This is a genomic window from Nocardia sp. NPDC051756 (assembly GCF_040681495.1).
Lineage (GTDB): Bacteria > Actinomycetota > Actinomycetes > Mycobacteriales > Mycobacteriaceae > Nocardia.
In genome coordinates this window covers 997,741-1,016,901 of sequence record NZ_JBFAYV010000004.1, presented here as the reverse complement: position 1 = coordinate 1,016,901, position 19,161 = coordinate 997,741, and the positions used below count along the sequence as shown (strand labels likewise).

17 protein-coding genes and 1 pseudogene are annotated in these 19,161 nt (G+C 63.1%); 15 read left to right on the top strand and 3 right to left on the bottom strand.

Annotated elements, in window-relative coordinates; genetic code table 11:
• The first annotated feature begins 136 nt into the window (after window positions 1-136).
• The 9 genes and pseudogenes from AB0M22_RS21545 (at window position 137) to AB0M22_RS21505 (ending at window position 10,008) form a co-directional block, all read left to right on the top strand.
• The gene (locus AB0M22_RS21545) at window positions 137-574 is read left to right on the top strand and encodes a MarR family winged helix-turn-helix transcriptional regulator (RefSeq protein WP_364729373.1); all 438 of its coding nucleotides are present in this window, start codon (window positions 137-139) and stop codon (window positions 572-574) included.
• A 36-nt stretch (window positions 575-610) separates the two neighbouring features.
• Window positions 611-925 (top strand): annotated as a pseudogene (locus AB0M22_RS21540) (YraN family protein); the annotation flags it as partial.
• A gap of 284 nt (window positions 926-1,209) precedes the next feature.
• Window positions 1,210-1,695: a single-stranded DNA-binding protein gene (ssb, locus tag AB0M22_RS21535; protein ID WP_364729370.1), complete on the top strand. Its 486-nt coding sequence runs from the start codon at window positions 1,210-1,212 to the stop codon at window positions 1,693-1,695.
• Between the two features lie 113 nt (window positions 1,696-1,808).
• Window positions 1,809-2,129: a hypothetical protein gene (locus tag AB0M22_RS21530; RefSeq protein ID WP_364729367.1), complete on the top strand. Its 321-nt coding sequence runs from the start codon at window positions 1,809-1,811 to the stop codon at window positions 2,127-2,129.
• Window positions 2,130-2,210: 81 nt separating this feature from the next.
• A complete protein-coding gene (locus AB0M22_RS21525) occupies window positions 2,211-2,516 on the top strand; it encodes a hypothetical protein (RefSeq protein ID WP_364729364.1) in 306 nt (101 codons plus the stop codon).
• A gap of 656 nt (window positions 2,517-3,172) precedes the next feature.
• Window positions 3,173-7,042, top strand: a complete 3,870-nt coding sequence (gene mobF, locus AB0M22_RS21520; protein ID WP_364729877.1) for a MobF family relaxase — start codon at window positions 3,173-3,175, stop codon at window positions 7,040-7,042.
• A gap of 149 nt (window positions 7,043-7,191) precedes the next feature.
• The gene (locus tag AB0M22_RS21515; protein WP_364729361.1) at window positions 7,192-7,710 is read left to right on the top strand and encodes an NUDIX hydrolase; all 519 of its coding nucleotides are present in this window, start codon (window positions 7,192-7,194) and stop codon (window positions 7,708-7,710) included.
• Window positions 7,711-7,821: 111 nt separating this feature from the next.
• Entirely contained in the window at window positions 7,822-8,952 is a 1,131-nt protein-coding gene (locus tag AB0M22_RS21510) for a M20 family metallopeptidase (protein ID WP_364729358.1), read from the top strand.
• Between the two features lie 12 nt (window positions 8,953-8,964).
• Window positions 8,965-10,008 carry an NAD-dependent epimerase/dehydratase family protein gene (locus AB0M22_RS21505; RefSeq protein WP_364729355.1) on the top strand — a complete coding sequence of 348 codons (1,044 nt, stop codon included), beginning with the start codon at window positions 8,965-8,967 and terminating at the stop codon, window positions 10,006-10,008.
• A gap of 7 nt (window positions 10,009-10,015) precedes the next feature.
• Here the strand turns inward: AB0M22_RS21505 and AB0M22_RS21500 are convergent, their stop codons facing one another.
• The gene (locus tag AB0M22_RS21500; protein WP_364729352.1) at window positions 10,016-11,302 is read right to left on the bottom strand and encodes a hypothetical protein; all 1,287 of its coding nucleotides are present in this window, start codon (window positions 11,300-11,302) and stop codon (window positions 10,016-10,018) included.
• A 271-nt stretch (window positions 11,303-11,573) separates the two neighbouring features.
• Between AB0M22_RS21500 and AB0M22_RS21495 the strand changes: the two genes are divergently transcribed.
• The 6 genes from AB0M22_RS21495 to AB0M22_RS21470 all read left to right on the top strand — a co-directional run bounded on the left by AB0M22_RS21495 (window position 11,574) and on the right by AB0M22_RS21470 (window position 16,038).
• The gene (locus tag AB0M22_RS21495) at window positions 11,574-12,041 is read left to right on the top strand and encodes a DUF4254 domain-containing protein (protein WP_364729349.1); all 468 of its coding nucleotides are present in this window, start codon (window positions 11,574-11,576) and stop codon (window positions 12,039-12,041) included.
• A gap of 2 nt (window positions 12,042-12,043) precedes the next feature.
• The gene (locus tag AB0M22_RS21490) at window positions 12,044-12,400 is read left to right on the top strand and encodes a hypothetical protein (protein WP_364729346.1); all 357 of its coding nucleotides are present in this window, start codon (window positions 12,044-12,046) and stop codon (window positions 12,398-12,400) included.
• Window positions 12,400-13,584: a radical SAM protein gene (locus tag AB0M22_RS21485; protein WP_364729343.1), complete on the top strand. Its 1,185-nt coding sequence runs from the start codon at window positions 12,400-12,402 to the stop codon at window positions 13,582-13,584. Before AB0M22_RS21490 ends, AB0M22_RS21485 begins: the two co-directional genes overlap by 1 nt.
• On the top strand, window positions 13,581-14,198 hold the full coding sequence (locus AB0M22_RS21480; protein WP_364729340.1) for a 3'-5' exonuclease: 618 nt from the start codon (window positions 13,581-13,583) through the stop codon (window positions 14,196-14,198). Before AB0M22_RS21485 ends, AB0M22_RS21480 begins: the two co-directional genes overlap by 4 nt.
• The gene (locus tag AB0M22_RS21475; RefSeq protein WP_364729337.1) at window positions 14,195-14,869 is read left to right on the top strand and encodes an AAA family ATPase; all 675 of its coding nucleotides are present in this window, start codon (window positions 14,195-14,197) and stop codon (window positions 14,867-14,869) included. Before AB0M22_RS21480 ends, AB0M22_RS21475 begins: the two co-directional genes overlap by 4 nt.
• Window positions 14,870-15,153: 284 nt before the next feature.
• Window positions 15,154-16,038, top strand: a complete 885-nt coding sequence (locus AB0M22_RS21470; RefSeq protein WP_364729334.1) for a helix-turn-helix transcriptional regulator — start codon at window positions 15,154-15,156, stop codon at window positions 16,036-16,038.
• Between the two features lie 77 nt (window positions 16,039-16,115).
• Here AB0M22_RS21470 and AB0M22_RS21465 read toward each other — a convergent pair whose 3' ends face one another.
• Window positions 16,116-17,558: a hypothetical protein gene (locus tag AB0M22_RS21465; protein WP_364729331.1), complete on the bottom strand. Its 1,443-nt coding sequence runs from the start codon at window positions 17,556-17,558 to the stop codon at window positions 16,116-16,118.
• Between the two features lie 21 nt (window positions 17,559-17,579).
• Window positions 17,580-19,124: a hypothetical protein gene (locus AB0M22_RS21460; RefSeq protein ID WP_364729328.1), complete on the bottom strand. Its 1,545-nt coding sequence runs from the start codon at window positions 19,122-19,124 to the stop codon at window positions 17,580-17,582.
• Window positions 19,125-19,161: the final 37 nt, after the last annotated feature.

Sequence of the window (19,161 nt, the reverse complement as noted above, 5' to 3'; positions counted from 1 at the left end):
TACCAACCTGAAGAAGCAGCTATGGAAGATGCGAATGTGTCCCAGATCATCTGCTACTTACGCTACGTTATCGAGGAGCAGGCAGCTCGCATTTGGTTGGTAGTCGAACCGTTTGTACAGGTCCTAATATGTGGATATGGCACATCCCGAGGACGCGGCGTTGCACCACATGCGACGCATCCTGCAAGACCACGGCGCGAGCTGGCAGGGACGGCTACCGGACCTGACCAGACCGCAGTTCGCCGCGTTGAGCGTGCTCGCGGCCCACCCAGGCATCGACCAGGTCACCCTCGGCGCGCGAGCGGCGATCGACAAATCGACCCTCGCCGGCATGCTGCGCCGACTCGAAGAACGTAGATGGGTCGACCGGACCCCAGACCGCCTCGATCGACGCCGCCAACTGCTGCGCCTGACAGCCAAAGGCAAAGCCATCGTCCGCGCCGCGACCCCCATCGCCGACGAACTCGACGCCAACACTCTCGCATCCCTGAACGCCACCGAACAACGGCGACTGATCGCCCTGCTGACCAAACTGACCGACGCCATCACCCCCACACGCCCGCACGCCGACTGAAACCTCGACGCGCACCAGACCTCACCCGAGGACCTCGTCGTCCAATACCTCACCGACGCGGGCATGCAGATAGTTGCGCGCAACTGGCGCTGCAACTACGGCGAGATCAGTCTCATCGCCGAGGACGCGGGCACCACGGTTTTCATCCATCTGCGCACCCGGGCCAGTCAACCGTTTCAAACGCCAGTTGAGGCGGTCTCCTTCGCAAAACAGCAACGCCTGCGCCGTCTGTCGTTGCTGTGGCTGGACGAACAAACCGGTCCATGGTGGCGAGTCCGCTTCGACGTCGCCGCAGTGATCCTCGAACCCGACCGCGAACCCGAAGTCCGTTATTTCCGCTCTGCGTTTTGAGCGGTGTCCGAGGTGCTGTCGATCAGCCCCCACAGGGGATCAGAGCCGGGTCGGATGAACCGGCGATGAACCGGCGCCGCACCGGGTGGCGGACAAGCCTTCGCTGCGCTCAGGTCGCCTCCGGCGATCCCCCACCCGCACGGCGCAGAACCCTCGCCGGCCCTGCGGGCCCGACCCGTCCCTGATGGCCACGGCCGCAGATCGACAGCCCCTCCGGTCACCGACCGGGTGTGGGCTTGGCGGTCCATCCATTTTCCGAATCCCTATCTGTCAGGAGATCTGTCATGGCTGGAGACCTTTTCATCACCGTCATCGGGAACGTCACCGAGGACCCTGAGCAGCGCTTCACTCGCAGCGGTAAGTCGGTGACCACTATCTCGGTAGCGCAGAACACCCGCGTCTTCGACCGTCAGAGCAATGAATGGAAAGACGGCGACGTGGTCTTCATGCGCTGCGTGATCTGGGAGGACATGGCCGAAAATGCGGTCGACAGCCTCCGGCGGGGTATGCGGGTGATCGTCTACGGCAAGTTGAAGCAGCGCACCTACGACACCGCCGACGGTGAGAAGCGCTGGGTCAACGAGCTACTCGTCGACAGCATCGGCCCCGACCTGCGCTACGCCGTCGCCAAGGTCGCCAAGCTCGATCGCCGAGCCGTCGACCCCCGCGACAACGACGCCGTCGCGCAACCATCTGCCCAGACCGACGACGCACCGACCGAGGACCGAGAACTCGTCGGTGTCGGCACCGACGACCAACCGCCCTTCTGATGACCTACCGGGCGGGGCACCACGGTGCCCCGCCCGGTCCCCGGCTTGTCGCGAAACAGTGCCCCCGACTCGCCTGTTCGCATCCCACCTCTTCCCCCAGGGGGTGACTGATCATGTCCGCCCAGAACACCGTCCCATTCCCGCGCCCGCGCATGCACGATGAGGTGCGCGACCTCGCAGTGCCTGTGCCCCGCGATGAGGCTCCGACCTACATCTCACCGATCGGCTACCCAACGACAGCGGCCATCGCCCAGTTCACGCTGATCGGCATGCTCGAGTCGCGCATCTGCACTTTGGCTTCCGATATTCGCCTACTGCGCCATCACGTTCATCAGCTCACCGTCGCGCTCGATGATTCCCTTGACCGAGAATCCGCTCACGCCCTGTGCCCGCACCACGAATGTCTCGTACCCGGCCAATTCGTCCCGCGCTAACCCCTGGCATACCGGCCGGTGTCGCGTTGCAATGGATTGAGCACACCCTCCAGGGCTGCCACGCGATCGGAGGTTCCATCGATGTCCCTGATCTGGCTCGTAGCACTTATCGCTGTCGTCCTGCTGATGATCTGGTGGCTGTTCCCCATGCTCGCCCGCATCCTCGGGTTCCTCATCGTCCTCGACGCGCTATTGGGGATCGTGCTGTTTCCCGCCTACGCCCTACCCGCCCGCTTGCCGTGGCTGGCCGGAGGTTTCCTGCTGTGGCTGGCCGGGAACTGGGCGTGGGCCGCCAAACACGGTGCGTGGGGATCCCGACTGGCTCGCACGTTCTTCCGGCTCCCGGGGTTGCGGCACCTGGTTCCGCGCTCGGTCCTGATCGACTAGCTGACGCTGTGACCGCGATGGCGAGCGTCGCATCGTCCGCGGTGGCGCTGGACAGTTCTGCCTCGGGGTCGCGACAGCCGCGCCGGTGCGACGCAGCCTCTTCAGTTCCGCCGTATCAAGTCCGGTCACCTCCTCCAGCTGTGCTTCGTCCATGCCACGTTGTTCCAGCCTGTTCAACACCGCGGCCTGCGCCGCGTCGGCTTCCGCCGCGATCGCCTCGTATCGATTGACCGCACTGCCGATCACCGCGTCGCGGCGCTGCGCCGCCCGTCGCAGTCGGCCCGCGTGTTTGTGGAACTCGACCAGGTCCGCCTCAGCCGCCTTCGCCGCACGCATTTGCGCTTCCAACAACCCAGCCATCGCCCGGCGCGCCCACTTACGCGCCGACACCTCCTGTGCACCCATAACGCACCTCCCTTTTCACTCCCGTCGCCTTGCGGCGCGCTGCGCGCGGCAGGCGCACGGGATTCTTCTCACCAATCTCTCCATCCATCCCACAATCTCATCGAATTGTTATCAGTACAACCGTTGCCATCATTCCTACCTACTTCCCATATGGGTTCCATTTCTCCACACTGGCACACCTCTTGCATCGTGATGCTACCGGCCGGTAATGTTTTATTCAGCGTAGATTTTCGCGCTATCTTCGATACGTGATGACGATCCATCGACTACATGCCGGCGATGGCTACCAGTACCTTACGAGCCAGGTAGCCAGCGGCGATCGCCTGCGGGATCGAACCCGAGACCTCACCGACTATTACCTCGAGAGCGGCACTCCGCCCGGTATATGGCTCGGTACCGGTGCCGCCCGATTGGATGTTTCAGGAAATGTCACCGAGGCGCAAATGCAAGCGTTGTTCGGTGAAGGATTACATCCGCAAGCGGACGCGATCATCGCCGCTGAAATCGCCGCCAGCAGAACCTCCAAGCAGGCGATCGAGGCCACTAAACTCGGTACCAGCTTCTACGAATTCACCAATCCATCCTCACCGATCACCGATCTCCTCGCCCGCAACATCGACACCTTCACCAACGTCCACCAGCGTCGTCCGACCTGGGATGAACGCTCCGTGCTACGGACCGATGCCGCCCGCGAGCACCTCACCGCCACCCTCGGTCTCGAGCCCGAACGCCGCGAAATCGAGGCTGCTCTAGCACAGGAGAAGTCGGACAGCCGCAAGGCCGTGGCCGGGTTCGATCTGGTCTTCACCCCACCCAAGTCGATCTCGCTCTTGTGGGGCTTGGGCGACGACATGCTCCGGAACGCGATCTGGCGGTGTCACACCGAGGCCGTGCGCGAGGTCTTAGCGTGGGCCGAATCCCAGAGCGCGGTGACCCGGCGCGGTCACAACGGCCTCCGCCAGATCGATGCCGAAGGGTTCGTGATCGCCGCGTTCGATCACTTCGACAACCGATCTGGAGACCCGAACCTGCACACTCACGCAGTCGTATCCGGACGGGTTCTGGGTTCAGACGGCAAGTGGTCTGCGCTGGACGCGCGACCGTTGTATGCCTCGGCGGTGTCGTTTTCCTCCCGCTATAACGCGACCATCGTCGGCAAGGTCCGGCGCCAGATCGGGTTCCGTTGCGAGGAACGCAGTCGCGGCCGTGGCAAACAACCCGTCCTCGAAGTCATCGGCGTCACCGAGGAGATGATCGAGGAATTCTCCCGCACGCCCGACATCATCGCCCGCACCGAACAACTCGTCGCCGACTACCGCAATCGCCACGGCCGCAACCCGAGCACCACAGTCCAATACCGGCTCGCCCAGCAAGCAACCTTGCAGACCCGCGCCGCTAAACCGCTCCCGAAAACATTGCGGGACATGATCACCGAATGGGATACCCGCTTCCACCGGTTCCTCAGCCAAGGCCGTAACGGAGCCAGCTTCACCCGCGAGCTGCTCCACGCTCACACCCACCCTGCCATCCGTGCTTGCGCCGATCCAGTACAGATCGTCGTTGCAGTCGGCCTCGACCTCGGCGGTCCCCGTGCCCTCATCGAGGGCACGCCCGAGCAACTCGATCGCTGCGTCGACCACCATCTCAAACGCACGGCCTTCGCCACACCCGCCGCCCGGGCGCAAGCCGCTCGGGATGTCCGAGGGCTGCTATCCCCGCATCCGGATCTCGAGCTCCTGGACCGCATTCACACCGCACACACCGCGCGCCTGCGCGCGATCTGGGCACCAACCCGCATCGCACAGGACGTCCTCGACACGGTCGCGCGACGCCGAGCCACCTGGACCGAAGCAAACATCCGCTCCGCGGTCGAAGACCGCCTCGCCGTCATCGATTTCCCCACCGACACCGACCACCGCGCCACCGTCGAACACATCACCACCACGGTCCGCGACCAGCACAGCATCCAACTCACCCTCCACCCCGACCCCATCCCCCGCGCGCTCGCTCGTCGCGACGGCCACAGCGTGTACACCATCACCGGTGCCACCCGCTACACCTCCCACGCCGTCCTCAACGCCGAAACCCGCCTCCTCGAATCCGCACGCAACCCCAGTCCCGAAACAATCTCACCCGAACTCGTCGACACCGCCGTCACCCAGATCAGGAAGCAAGATCGGCTCGTCCTCAACGAGGGACAACACGACATCGCGCGCTACTTATGCTGCTGCGCAACCGAACTCGCGGTCGCGGTCGGGCCCGCCGGCACCGGCAAAACCACCGCCATGAAAGCCGTAGCCACCGCCTGGCACGCCTCCGGACGCAACGTCATCGCCCTCGCCCCCTCCGCCTCCGCGGCCCGTGAACTCTCCACCACCCTCGCCATTCCGGCACACACCATCGACCGGCTCCTCACCCAAGCCGCCTACGGCCTGCCCACCGGAATCACCCGCGGAACCATGCTGCTCATCGACGAAGCATCCATGGCCGCCACAGCAGACTTCGACGCAGTGCGCGCCCTGGCCCACACCCACGGGGCGGTCGTGCGTGGAATCGGTGACCCCGAACAACTACCCGCTGTCGAAGCCGGCGGCATCTTCCGCACCCTCGCCCGCGACACCCGCGCACCCCAACTCCGTGAGGTCGTCCGCTTCACCGACCCCGAAGAAGCCAACGCCACCCTCGCCGTCCGCAACGGCAAACTCGAACACGCATGGGAGTTCTACGACAGCCACGGCCGCGTCACCTCCGGTATGAGCGACGAACTCCGGGCAGCCATTCTGACCGCACATCTCGAGGACACCGCGGCAGGGATCTCCTCGATCATGATCGCCGCCACCCTCGACGACGTTTCTGCGCTCAACACCGCTACTCAAGCTCGGCACGCTCTCACCGGCCGGGTCGATACCGGCAAAGGCCGTGTCCGGTTGTCGGACAACCACACCGGTTATGTCGGTGACACCGTCGTCACCCGCCTCAACAACCCATTCCTGCGCATCGCCGGCGGCCTCCGCCACGGCACCCACATCGACAACGGCGACCTCTGGACCATCCACACCATCCATCCCGACGGCAGCCTCACCGCGATCGGCACCAACCACCGCGGCAGCGTCCACCTCCCCGCTCACTACGTCCACCACCACGTCGAACTCGGCTACGCCACCACCGTCCACCGCGCCCAAGGCATCACCGTCCGCCGCGGGTACGTACTCATGAACGACACCCTCGGACGCGCACTCGCCTATGTCGGCCTCACCCGCGGATCCGAAACCAACCAGATCTTCCTCGCCACCGACACCCTCATCGACCCCACCGGCAACCAACAACCCGACGACCCCATTGAGCCCCTCCAGATGTTCGCCCGCGTCCTCGCCCGAGAAGACGACAACCTTTCCGCAATCGACGTCATGCGCGCCGAACAAGCCGCTGTCGACCGCCGAACCCGCATCGCCTACAACCACGCCTACCAGCTACTCGCCGACGCACGCGGCGCCTACCTTCTCAACCGCGCACTACCGGTGGTGCTCTACCGCGACGCCGCCCGATCACCGAAATATCAGCAACTACTCGACACCATCACTCTCGCCGATGCTCACGGTCTCGACTCCTGCGAGCTCGTTGCCGCGATCGCAACCAACAACTATCGAGACCTCGGCCAATCCCTCGCCAGCGCGCGCGACACCGCCGCCGTCCTGCGCTCCAGAGCCGACATTTGGATCGACAACCATCGCCAATTCACGCCGCCAGCAATGGCTACAGCCGACCTCGACACGCTCACCGACCTATCCCCGCAAACAACGGCAGCATCCGCCACAAGGACCAACACCGACCCCGATACCGTTGTGCAACAACATAACTCCCGCGCCTTTCATGACACCCGCCACGCCGATAAAGCTCCACCCGTACCCACGCACCATCCCGGAATGGACCTCGAACTCGCCGACTTCGCTAAGCAACTTCGGCTCCGCATCCTCGCTGCCGGATCGACGACACTTTCGCCGCACAGCACTCCCAAACCTCCCACCGACGCCGAATCGAACCGCCCGCCGACTCCGATACAACGCCGGCGACGCCGCCAACTCCCGAGCCCGGCGCCCAACCGAATCCGACGCGGGCGCTAACCGACGACCGCCCCGCCGGCGACTCGAACTCAGATCGTGATCGCCTCGGTGATAGCGCCGAATCACTACCAGTTGCCAGCTACCTCGATGTGCGCTTACACGAACAGATTCTGGTGAGAGTTGTCCATGGACTGGCTAAGGTGCAGTTGGTGACGACGTCGAACTCCGCTCCCCGATCGACCGCTGGTGTTTTGCCCGTTGAGCAGTATGTGGCGGGCTTGGCGCGCAAGCGAATGGCCGCCGGGGTGTTGTTTCGAGACAGTGCGAATCGAGTGTTGTTGGTGCGGCCCTCCTACAAACCGAACTTCGAGATTCCTGGCGGTGCGGTCGAGGAGGACGAGTCGCCCTGGGCAGCGGCGCAACGCGAGGTCCGTGAGGAGATCGGCTCTGACCAGCCTCTTGAGCGGATACTCGTGGTCGACTATGTGCGCCCCCAGGATTCGCGCCCGGAAGGCGTTATCTTCGTCTTCGACGGAGGATTGCTCACCGACAACGACGTTGCCGCAATGAAGTTCGCCGAGTCGGAGATCCTGTCCGCGGACTTCCACACGATGGAACAAGCCCGCACCAGGGTGAAGCCATTGTTGGCAGACCGGCTCGAGGCAGCCCTCGACGCGGTTCGCCTGGGCGTGACCGTGCTCTGCGAGCAAGGGCGCCGAATCGCTTAACTGGCGTCCCACTCATGCCATCCCGGAGCCCTCGGATCGAGCGCGACGTCAAACCCAGAGCATCGCATGGCCCGGGAAAAATCTCTAAGCACAGACGAGGAGGATCGCCGTATGGGTATCAAACAGGATCTGCTGGAAGCCGCTGCGCGCCAACTTCCGACGATGCAAGAACGACTTGAGACGCTCGTAAACTGCGAATCACCGTCGAGTTCTCCCGCCCACCTGGACGTATGCGCGTCGTTGCTGCAACCGTGGCTGTCTGAGGCGCTTGGCCGGCCGGTCCATCAAATCCGCGTCGGCGAGAATATCCACCTTCTATCTGAGGCTGAGCACCCGAAGGTGCTTGTGCTGGGCCACTTCGACACCGTATGGCCAGTCGGGACCACTGCGGAATGGCCGTTCACGGTCACCGACGGTATCGCCAGCGGACCCGGCACATTCGACATGAAGGCCGGAATCGTGCAAGCCATCACCGCAATCGAACTGCTCACCGACTCATCGCACGTCAGCGTGCTGCTGACCAGCGACGAAGAGGTCGGCTCGACAACATCGCGGAAGCTCATCGAGGAACAAGCACGCAAAGCTGGCGCGGTCCTCGTCTGCGAGCCCAGTGCCGACGGCGGAGCCGTGAAATCAAGTCGAAAAGGTATCGCCAACTATCGGATCGAAATCACCGGCAGAGCGGCCCACGCTGGACTTGAACCGGAGCTTGGAATCAACGCCGGGGTAGAGCTTGCTCACCAAATCATCGCCATCGCGACCCTTACGACAAGCGAAACCTCCGTGACACCAACAGTGATCTCAGCGGGAACGACGGTCAACACGGTTCCGGAGTATGCGGTGTGCCATGTCGATGCTCGCTCCTGGACGACTGCTGGCTTGGAGGAGGTCGACCGTGCCATGTCAACACTGTCGCCACATCATTCCGAGTCTGTCGTAACTGTGACTGGCGGTATCGAGAGGCCGCCCTTTGAGGAACCGATGGCACGCTTGCTCGTGGCTGAGGCCGAAGAGGCCGCCAAAGGATTGGGGTGGCCCGGACTGACCGCGGTTCGCTCCGGCGGTGGCTCGGACGGCAACCTCACTGCGGCAATCGGCGTCCCCACGCTGGATGGACTCGGCGCAATCGGTGGGCACCCTCACGCTCGCAATGAACACGTCGACGTAACCGCGATGCCCGAACGCGCCGCATTGCTGTCTGTGCTACTGGCCCGGCTCGGGAAGCGCTCGCCTATCGAGTGATCGGTGGTAACAATGGCAAGGGTGCGAGTTCTCATCTTGGGCGGTAGTTGGTTTCTCGGCCGGACGATCGCTGAGCAAGCGGTGAGCCGAGGCGACGAAGTCACTACCTTTAGGCGAGGTCGAAGCGGTTCGGACGTCGACGGCGTGACCACCATCCGCGGTGACCGAACAAACTCCGATGACTTGGCTCGGTTAGCTGAGGCCGACGCCTGGGATCTCGTGATCGACACGTCGAGCTTTGTCCCCCGCGAAACACTCCAGCTGGCACGCGCCCTGGAACCGGTCGCGGCCCGCTATCTATTGATATCGACCGTTTCCGTGTACGAAGGATGGCCAGTCGAGCCACTGACGGAGGCGTCAACCGTCCTGGAATGCCCCTCAGACGCAGGTCCCGACTACGGGTATGACGGTGATCCTGGCCCGTCGACCTACGGTTTCGGCAAGGCCGGGTGCGAGCGAGCGGTGTTAGAGGTCTTCGGAGACGACCGTGTCACGATTCTTCGGCCCGGCGTCATCTTGGGGCCGACGGAGTACGTAGGTCGGTTGGAGTGGTGGCTTCGCCGAATGCAGCGGGGTGGTCGAGTTCTGGCGCCGGGACGTCCCGAACGTTCGATCCAGCCAGTAGATGTACGCGACGTCGCGAAATTTGCGCTCAGCCCTGACCTGACGGGGATCTTCAACGTGACCGCGCCCGGTCGCGAGACGATGGGCGACCTGCTGAACGCCTGTCGGGCCGTGACCGGATCAACGGCCGCATTGGAGTGGGTGACCGACGAAGAATGGCTTGCTGCGCAAGGCATTCGGCAATGGACTGAACTACCACTCTGGCGCACCTATAAGGGTGTGTGGAAGGTTGACTCCCAGCACGCCCGTGCCGCAGGGTTCAGTGCTCGCCCGGTCCGCGAGACGGCGGCGGACACCTGGGCGTGGCTCGCCAGCGGAGGCGCCGCGATCGATCACGAGCGGGCGAGCGAACTCGGCATTTCCCCAGAACTGGAGCAATCCATCCTCGGTCTGTGGGATGCCGCCCAACTCGACCACTGCGGAGCCGAATAGCTGTCGCCTACGAGGATGGCGGAAGAGCACGCATTGACGTGCGCGACAACGAAATCGACGTGAAGTCCTCAATCGTCCCGCCAAGCGCGACCGCCTCGCTGGCGCCTCGATATCTGGTGGTACCCAACACCTGCGCCAGCGTGAGGAGCCGCTGCGCGATCGCCTCGGTCCGACGCGCAGGCTTGAGCAAAAAGACCGACTCGAGCGCTGCAGCCGCTCCCGCCAGGTCGCCGCGAAGGGTGCGCGCAGCGCCGAGGTCAACTTGCGCGCTCAGCGCGCCGGCTTCCCACCGCTGGTCGTCAGGGATAGAGGCGAACAGCTGAACTGCGGCCTCAGCTTCCTGCTGCGCTTGGTCACCGTCTCCGAGTGCTACGTAGGACGCACCCGCGCACAGAGCGCGCCTTGCTCGGTCGAAGGCGAGCTCTCCCCCGATCTCGTCCAAGAAGGGGTCATTGCCCGCCCGGTCGAGTTCGGTTGCGGCGGCATCGAGTTCGTGACGGACCTCTCCGCGAGCACCAATGAGCGCCAGCGCGCGTGCATTCACGCTGTGCAACCGGACTCGCGCCGTTCCCACCGGCGCTTGGTCCAGCGCTGCTGCGGCAATCTTCGCGGCACGTCGCGGATAGCCGGACCAGAACGCGGCGGTTACTTGGAGCGCTCGTGCCCACGCCTGCAACGACAGATGGTCGATCACATTGCCGTAGGTATACGCCGCCCGTGCCTGCTCCTCCGCCGCATTGAGCAAACCCAGGTCCCACGAGACCGACGACAAAAGCCCGCACACCTGGCCTGCCAGCAGATACAGCTCAGCTTGCTGCAGAGGCTTGTGCGTTCTATCGAGCTGTACGTAGATGGTGTCTCGCAACGCGACGAGGTCCGTCAGCATCTCTAACGGCGGTGTGATGCAGTACGCCCGCGCCGCAGCCCCCGCCGCTGCGTGCAAGTGCTCTAGTGCTGAGGGATCCAACGCTGAGGCCGCTTCGATGGCGTGGCTCACCGAGTCATGTGCTGCGTTCACCGCGAGCTCCTGTTCAGTGACTGGTCGACATTGGTACAAGGGTGGTCCGGCCAGAACAGCGATCGTCTCGCCGAACCACGCCTCTAGGACTTGTCGAGAAGCGTCGCGAGGCTTACCCGAATCGCCTTTCATCCATCGTTTCGCAGCGCTTAGCGACACGTCGAGGTCGAGCCCCAGGGCATGTGCCTGACGCTTGAACTCCCGGACGAAATCGATCGGTCCGAGGCTGTTCTGTATCGCGAGCTGTTCCAAGCGGGTACGCGGTTGTGCGTTCATGCCTACCTCCACCCACGGCCAACGGTATGCCTATTTCACCGCGCGGTGGCAGGTGCGGATACGAAATGGGCCGAATATGAGCCGAAACGGGCCGGTTGTGGGCCGGTCATGGACCGGCTGTGCGAGCCATCGTGAGACAGCACCCGGTGCCGGGTATTGGCGATTCCCTCATCTCGGTATGCGAATCCGGCGCACCAAAAGTTCGGCTGGGTTGATTGCGCGTAACCGATCCGGCATCGGGTGTTCCTACCGCCGCACGGGGAGGCACGTCATGCCAACACAGCAGATTGGCGCAGACCAGGAGTCGTTGCCTGGTTGGCATCAGCTTCTAGCCGCGTTCCGCGGAGAGGTTGGCTCGTCGCCGAGCGACCACCAGATCATCAAGTGGGCGAAAGCTTTCGCGGACTTGCATCGAAAACGGCACCCCTCCGTAAAGCGGGCTGCCGAAATCGACGGCCGCCGTGCGGAAATCGCGACCCTGATCGACAACTGGATCGAAATCTACGTAATAGCACCAAGCCACAGGCGCTCACCAGCGCAGTCGGTCGGGGCGGCCCTCGATGCAGTGGCGGCCGCTTACGTCGCTGCCGAGTACTGCTTCTTGGCGGCAGAGGACGTGTCTGCCCCTGCGGTCCACGCAGCCTGGCAGCGAGTAGGTGACCTGACATGCAGCTGGAACGATCTGGTTGCCCAGAACCCCGGACCGTGGCGTCCCCGCATCCCTGATGGCGGGGATTAGCGATGGCGTCGGCACTGCTGGTTGGCCTGGCGGTCTTCTTGGGCGGAATCGCGTTGGTGGCGACCCTATTTGGGTTCGCGTGGACCGTTCTGAACCTACTAGAACGGCGATCGAAGAAAGTCACCGTCTCCGACATTCAACGACGTCTCTCGCATGAGAAGCCGATCTGCCCGCTGTCCGTCAAGCAGGCGATGGCCGAGGAGCCGGAGCACCGCGAGTGCAGCGTGGCGCGGTGTCACAAGAAGCGCGCGATCAATCGAACGCTCGCCGCGCAGCGGCGCCGGGAGGCCGATGCGCGGTCGAACTCCTCTGACCAAACACCTTTGACCGAAGTCTCCCCGATTGAAAGGTGGCCATAATGGCCGATCAGGAGCAGTTAATGCCCCCACCCCACGCCGGTCGAAAGCTGCCTATCCTCACCGCCGCACAGCAGGAAGCGTTGCGACCCGAGCTGCGCGACGTGATCGAATACCGCAAGTCCGGTCTGAGCGTGAACCACATCGTCGGCTGCCCGCTCGACTGCGGCTACTGCATCCGACATGTGTTCGACAATTTCGGAATGAAAGTGCCGCGCGCCCTTATGACGGATGCGGAAGCGGCCATGATGCTGTTCGAGCATCGCTACTTCCAGCCGCACGTCACGCCGATCCAGCTGTTCAACCGGGCAACCGACCCGATGCTGCCGCCGGTGAAGCCGCATACGTTCGAGATGCTGCGTCTACTCGACCAGCGACAACTTACCAACCATGTCCTTGTCATCACCCGGTGGCGCATCGAGCCGGAGGATTGCGCGATCCTCAACTCCTTCAACAACATTCGGCTCACTGTGCTGGTTACCCATTCCGGTATCGACGACGACCGCATCGAGCCGGTCGACTCCAATATCGCCGCAACTTCATTGCGCACAGCCTTCGAGCACGCACAGCGGTACCGGGTCATCCTTTACTGGCGGCCGATCGTGCCCGTGCTCAACGACTCCGACGAACACCTCCAGCGTGCGTTCGAATTGAGCTACCACGCACACGCAACAGTCTTTACCGGCTTGTTCTACAAGAATCAGATCCGCGACTACTACCAGGCACAAGGTCTTCCCGAGCCGTACTTCGAGGGCGCTCGACGCAAGGTCTTCCCCGAAGACCTCGAAAAGCGAATCCTCACCGCGGCCACTGAACACGGGACCGGCTCACCACTGTTCCGCAAGACGAGCTGCGCGATCACGTACGCCCACAGTGTCGCCGACTACAACCGCCACTACGGTATCCGCGAACTGTGCGACATCTGCCCTGCCGTACAGATCAACCGCTGCGCGAACACCTGGCACCGTCCCGACATCGACCGGGTTACCGCGCTCACTGCACAGCTCGGCGGGGACCTGGTCGAGATCAACGACCGCGCCATCGTTGTCGCCGGCCTGACCGAACAGCCGCGCTATCTACTGCAACACAGCCTGGGCTACCAGGTGCACGATGCGAGCAAACCACACCACCCCAACCGGCACGGCCGCGCAGACCTCGGCTGGCCCACCACGAAGGAGACGTTGTGACCGATATTCCGAACACGCTGCGCGGCAAAGAAATCGCTGTCGTCGACGTTGAAGGCAACGGTCAGACGCCACCAGAGATCATCGAGATCGCCATTCTCTCCGCTTCCGGTAAGTCGGTCAGCATCGATGACATGCGGTCGTGGCTGATCAAACCGCAGCAGCCGATCACCCAGATCGTGACTCGTAAGGTGCACGGCATCAAGAACTCCGACGTCGAGAGCAGTCCACTGTGGGTCGAGGTCGCGCCGGATGTGGATGCGGCCCTGGCCGGGCGAACCTTGGTGGCGCACAACGCGGGAGTGGAGCAACGAGTACTCGCGTCGCACCTGCCGTACTGGAACCCGCCGATGGTTCTGGACACCTTGCGCCTGGCGAAGGCGGTTTGGCGCGATCTGCGTAGCTACAGCCTCGATAAGCTCATCGAGCACGCACAGCTCGACACCTCCGCGGTCACCGAGCAGGGATATCACAGGGCGGGTTATGACGCGTGGGCTGCGTGGCAACTGCTGTGCAGGCTGGTCGAGGACGGCGGCCTGGACTGGACCGGACTGGTGAGTGCAGCGGCACCAAAAGAGTTCGTGCCCAAGGCGGAACCCGAGGGTGGTCTGTGGTGAGCGAGACCCGCCCCGAAGTCATACGCCCGGTCACGATCGCTCTGACCGGCACCCATTCCACCGGCAAGACAACATGGCTCGAACGCCTCGCAACTGAGCTGCGCCGTGACCGGATCGAGGTTGCGACGGTCGCGGACCTCGGCCTCCAAGCGCAACAGATCGGGCTGCCGATCCTGTACCGCCACACCTGGGCGTCGACCCTGTGGATCGTCACCCGCGGCATCAGCAACGAGATCGAAGCATGGACCAACGCCGACGTTGTCCTGATCGACCGCAGCGTGCCCGATGCGCTCGCTTACTACGAAGCAGCACTGGAATATCGTGGAGAACCGGCTGACCCGCATCGCATCGAGCACCTCGAAGACCTGGTTGCAAACCACTGCTTCAACTACGACCTGACCCTACGAACCGTTCTCGACCCACTGCTTCCCCTCGGCGTCTCGAAGCCGCGAGACACCGACATCGAGTTCCGTGCACTTGCCGACCGGCATGTGGAGAAGGTGCTCAACAGGTTGGACATCGACCACGACGCTCTCCCTGCCGACGGGCATCAGCGTGCGCTCATCGAAACGGTGGCCTTCATCAAAGGACGGCTGTCCGACGCCGACCAGAACAGCTCCGAGGCCGAACTGCCGATGATCAGAGATGGGCATCCATCGGCCCACGAATAGTTGAACGGGACTTCCGGGCAAGGATGCTGGCTTGGCCGCCACCAGGGGCTTCCCGCCGATCGAAGTCGTCGCACTATTGGACGCGGCTGGCGAGCTTGCCGCGCTGCATCAAACGCGGGAGAACTCACCCCTTTGTGTGCTCGAACCGACCGACTGGCATCGCGATCGTTTGCAGACCTCGCCGCCAATGCGTTTGCGCTGCAGAAACTTTCCTCGAAACGCCGGACAGAAGAGAACGGAGCTAAGCCGCGACAAACCCCGCCGATGCACGAAAGGAATCTGCCATGACCACCACCGGACCTACCCTCGCCCGCCGCATGCTGGCACGTCAACTGCGCGAGCTTCGGGAGAAATCAGGCGTCAGCGTGGAACTCGCCCGCCAAGCGATCAATGTTGCCAAGCAAACGCTGTGGCGAATGGAAACCGGGCGAACCACACGGCTGAATCCACTGTTCATAGAGCGACTATGCGACGTGTACGGAGCGTACGAGGCTACGACGAGCATGCTGCTCGAATTCACTGAGGAGGCTCGTCAGAAGGGATGGTGGAGCGAATTTCGAGACGTGATTCCTGAGCACTTCGAACTTTTCGTAGGACTGGAAGACGCTGCGAAACGAGTCATTTCGTATCAGACGATACTTCTGCCTGGACTACTGCAAACTGATGAATACCGCCGAGCTCTGATCTGGCTGAGGACACCTCAGATGCCTGCCGCTGAGGTCGAACGGCGCATCGAGGTGCTCAACCATCGAAGAGCTCACCTCTATGACCCCACCAAACCGTTGTCGCTGCATGCTGTCATCGACGAGGCTGCGCTGCGTAGGGCCGTCGGCGGGCGCTCTGCCATGGCAGAGCAACTGAACCACCTGGCGGCAGCCGGGGATCTGCCGAACATCTCTGTCCAGGTCATACCACTGAGCGCCGAGGCGTATGCAGGACTCGACATCGGTCCGTTCCAGCTGCTGGAGTTCCCGAGGCATCCAACGGCACGTCTCACTGAACCGCCCGTCGTATGCCTAGAGAGCAGCTATACCGACACCGTGTATCTCGACACGATCGACGAGGTACAGCGGTATCAGGACGCGTACGCCGAACTGCAACGCGCCGCACTGGATGAAGTTCGCAGTCGCTCGCTGATCCACAAGATTGCGAAGGAGTCTGCGACTTGAGCATTGACCCACCCGAAGTGCATCGTCGTGAAATCGCCACACGTGGTGCGACCGAACCTTGCGTGTGACCGCACCACTCATATCCGCCGAGTTCGCCTGGTCGTCGCGGCCGTCGCATGGTTGCGAAGTTGTTGACGTCGTCGAAGCCCCGGCTCTTTAGACGGCTTGGTCACTGCATTTATTGCACCGTTGGATGGCGCCGCTGCAGCTCTTTCGTTGTGCTGCTTTGCATCCCGTGCCGACGTTTCGGAGTTCTTGTCGGTCCGGCTTGCGGGGTTCGATCGCAGTGCCGGCGACTCTCGTCCCTGGCGGTCAGTCATAGCTCCAGTAGAACCATGGCCCGCCGGCTTCACTGCCGCAGGGCTGTTCTCAGGTCCACCGGCTTCGAGTCGTTGAATGAATTCTTCTAGATAGCCGGCCTTGCCAGCTTGGCCAATACCGCTAACCATGATCGCCTGTTCTCCGATCGCGGCATCGTCATTGATGTCTTTGGTGAATAGCCCTTTGATCGTGAGAGGGTCCAGCGTTCCAGCGATGACTACGTCTCCGTTCAAGCCTTTGTGGCAGTCCACGCACAAGTCGTCGCGCAGTTGTCTCCAGTCACCGCATTCGGTGCATTCGCCGTTGAAGTCGATCGATTTGGTTGTCGCGGTTTGTCTTACAACCCCATTCGGGTTGTGCTGTTTGACCCAGGCCTCAGTGACGGACTTGGTGAGTCGGTCCCCGTAGCGCCACTCGTGGCGGAACAGCTCAGGATTGTGACTGTCGAAGTTCGTGGCGATGGTGTCGAGGCGAGCACGAATGGCCTGAGAATGACTGTGCCCCAGCGGAAGTCGGGGGATACCTGGGCGTCCTTCTTCGCGGCAGGTCCCGCACAGGCCGTCGTCACCGTGTCCTGTGGTGATCTGGCCGCTCCAGCGGTCGATGCAGGCGCGTTCGAGTCGGCATGACACGCAAAGCGGTTCGGTAACCTCGGCGGCGGCGTCGCGGTCGTAGTCACGGCGATCGACGATCAGCTCAGAGCGGGGTGTCCCTGGTTCTTTGCGTTCCTCGGTGGTCAGTTGGTCTTCATAGGCATCTACGCGGGTGGTGCCCCCGCTGCCCGTGCGTTGGCGCGGGTCGGTGCGCTTGGTCTCATCGACTCGGCGCGCGACGCGTCCGGGTCGACGCCACGATGGGTCGCTCCGTCGTGTCGCAGCCGGTTGGGTGTCGGGGATGTATTGGTGCTGATCGGTTTTCGGCACGCAGGCTTCGATGAGGGCGCGGTGTTGTTCGTTGTCTCGCCAGAGTTTGCGGAGTTTGGTGAGGGCGACGTCGTGGGTTTTGTAGCGCAGGGTGTTGGCGATTTCGCCTACGAGGGCCCAGGTGTCGTCGTCGAAACCGGTTCGGGTTCGTCGGAGTTCCTGCTTGGCGGCACGAAGGTCACGGGCATCTATCAAGACCCGAATGGCTTGGATTGCCTCGCTGGCAGCGTTCGTGGGGACCCGCGCGGCAGTGTTGTCGTGGTGTGGTTGCGCCATTGAGACCTCCTCGACAGTGGGTCACGGACGGCGGCGAGGCCGGGTTCGATTGGGTTGGCGTGCTATTCGTTCGCGGCGTTTCCTCGCGGCATCACGGGTTGGACTGGTCCCCGATGGTGATGTTTGTGCCTTCTCACTTCCGGTGCTCTGGCGCTGGTTGTCAGTGGCGGCCGGCTCGACGAGTCTTTGGGCCGGGTCTCGCTCGCCCGGTGAGGTTAATCCTGTTGTGTTCGACTGTTTTCCGAATCGAGTCCACTGGATCGGTTGTCCGGATCGGATCGCGTTCCGGACGATTCTGCTTGTGGCCAAATTGGTGTCGAGTTCACGTAGTTGCTGGTCGAATTTGCGGAGCCGTCTCGCTACCTCAACGGGCACCACGCCAGGGGGGCCAGGATCCATTGCGCTGGTGTGGTTTTGCAGTGCGGTGAGCAGTTCTTCGCAAGAGCCGTATCGCCCGATCTCGTGGAGCTCGCCGGTGTGTTCGTCGCCCAGTTGCGTCAGCCGGAGCTGTCGGCCGTACCAAGGATCGAGATTTTGCACGGGGCTGTGCCCGGCCTGAATGATCCGGGTTGAGTCGTCGGCGTGGGGGAAGTGGACATCGATACCCTGCCGACTCGCCTGTTCACGGGCTTGTTCGCTGTGGTCGGCGATCTGATCGAGCCAGCTGAAGCTCGGCGCCGTCCAGAAGGCGACGTCTTGGCGGGCGGTGCGGTCGATGTCTGCCAGTTCGGCCACAGTGTCCTGCCTGCCGAGACTCGTAGCGAAGTCGAGGATTCGGTCGCGCAGGTCATCGGCACACAATTTGTGCTCGAATCGGCGGGTTCCTGCGCCGGGATGGCGGGCGGCGATCATCGCGGCCTGGTAGTCGTCACACAGGACGTCGTAGTGCAGGTCGTCTACGAACTCTTTTCCGTCGCGTTCGCAGGCACCGCCGAGCACCATCGTGAGGCGGTCGAGCTCGGTCACCACCTCAGCGGCGGGGATCGCCGTAGCGGTGTTCAACAGACGTCGTTTCCCACTCACCACGTCATGGGCGGCCACGCTCAGGTCGACGGGGGTGTCGTCGTCGGCTACCGCGCGTTCGCGCACCCATTCTCGGGCCTTCCACCAGCTGGTGTGCACACCGAGGTCGCCGGTAGCGCTTGCGGCGCGGCTGTAGGTGGCCATATAGACCAGTGAGCTGGTGTCGGTGGGTTCGCCCATTGTGCCGCGGCGGACCAGCTGTGCGGCTTGCTGCAGGCTCTCCCGCACAGTCGGGGTGAGGTTGGGGGGACTGTGCTGGGTGCCGTGTACGGCTTCGTCGAGGTTCTGACGCGCCACGTCCGGGTCGTTTGCCCAGTCCTCAACTGCGGCGTCGAGGTAGCGCCACCGCAGTGCCCATCGAGGTGGACCGGTCAGCCAGTCCCGTTCCAGTTGAGTCGCTTCCGTAGCGAGCGCCAGGTATTCGGTGGCGGACTCGGTCTTGATGGCGCGTTGACGAAGCTGGTAGATGCCCTCATACGCCCTCCGCATACCGGATTCACTGAAGTCGCGTTCCTGCGGTCGGGCCTCCCCGTCGTCGTCCATACAATCGCCTCCTTCTCGGTCACGAAATATGCTTCCT

Bases quoted from the DNA above. Each gene is read 5' to 3' on its own strand.
- AB0M22_RS21500 (WP_364729352.1), bottom strand. From the start codon at position 11,302: ATGAACGCACAACCGCGTACCCGCTTGGAACAGCTCGCGATACAGAAC.
- AB0M22_RS21495 (WP_364729349.1), top strand. From the start codon at position 11,574: ATGCCAACACAGCAGATTGGCGCAGACCAGGAGTCGTTGCCTGGTTGG.
- AB0M22_RS21470 (WP_364729334.1), top strand. From the start codon at position 15,154: ATGACCACCACCGGACCTACCCTCGCCCGCCGCATGCTGGCACGTCAA.
- AB0M22_RS21490 (WP_364729346.1), top strand. From the start codon at position 12,044: ATGGCGTCGGCACTGCTGGTTGGCCTGGCGGTCTTCTTGGGCGGAATC.
- ssb (WP_364729370.1), top strand. From the start codon at position 1,210: ATGGCTGGAGACCTTTTCATCACCGTCATCGGGAACGTCACCGAGGAC.
- AB0M22_RS21460 (WP_364729328.1), bottom strand. From the start codon at position 19,124: ATGGACGACGACGGGGAGGCCCGACCGCAGGAACGCGACTTCAGTGAA.
- AB0M22_RS21525 (WP_364729364.1), top strand. From the start codon at position 2,211: ATGTCCCTGATCTGGCTCGTAGCACTTATCGCTGTCGTCCTGCTGATG.
- mobF (WP_364729877.1), top strand. From the start codon at position 3,173: ATGACGATCCATCGACTACATGCCGGCGATGGCTACCAGTACCTTACG.
- AB0M22_RS21485 (WP_364729343.1), top strand. From the start codon at position 12,400: ATGGCCGATCAGGAGCAGTTAATGCCCCCACCCCACGCCGGTCGAAAG.
- AB0M22_RS21505 (WP_364729355.1), top strand. From the start codon at position 8,965: ATGGCAAGGGTGCGAGTTCTCATCTTGGGCGGTAGTTGGTTTCTCGGC.
- AB0M22_RS21545 (WP_364729373.1), top strand. From the start codon at position 137: ATGGCACATCCCGAGGACGCGGCGTTGCACCACATGCGACGCATCCTG.
- AB0M22_RS21510 (WP_364729358.1), top strand. From the start codon at position 7,822: ATGGGTATCAAACAGGATCTGCTGGAAGCCGCTGCGCGCCAACTTCCG.
- AB0M22_RS21465 (WP_364729331.1), bottom strand. From the start codon at position 17,558: ATGGCGCAACCACACCACGACAACACTGCCGCGCGGGTCCCCACGAAC.
- AB0M22_RS21530 (WP_364729367.1), top strand. From the start codon at position 1,809: ATGTCCGCCCAGAACACCGTCCCATTCCCGCGCCCGCGCATGCACGAT.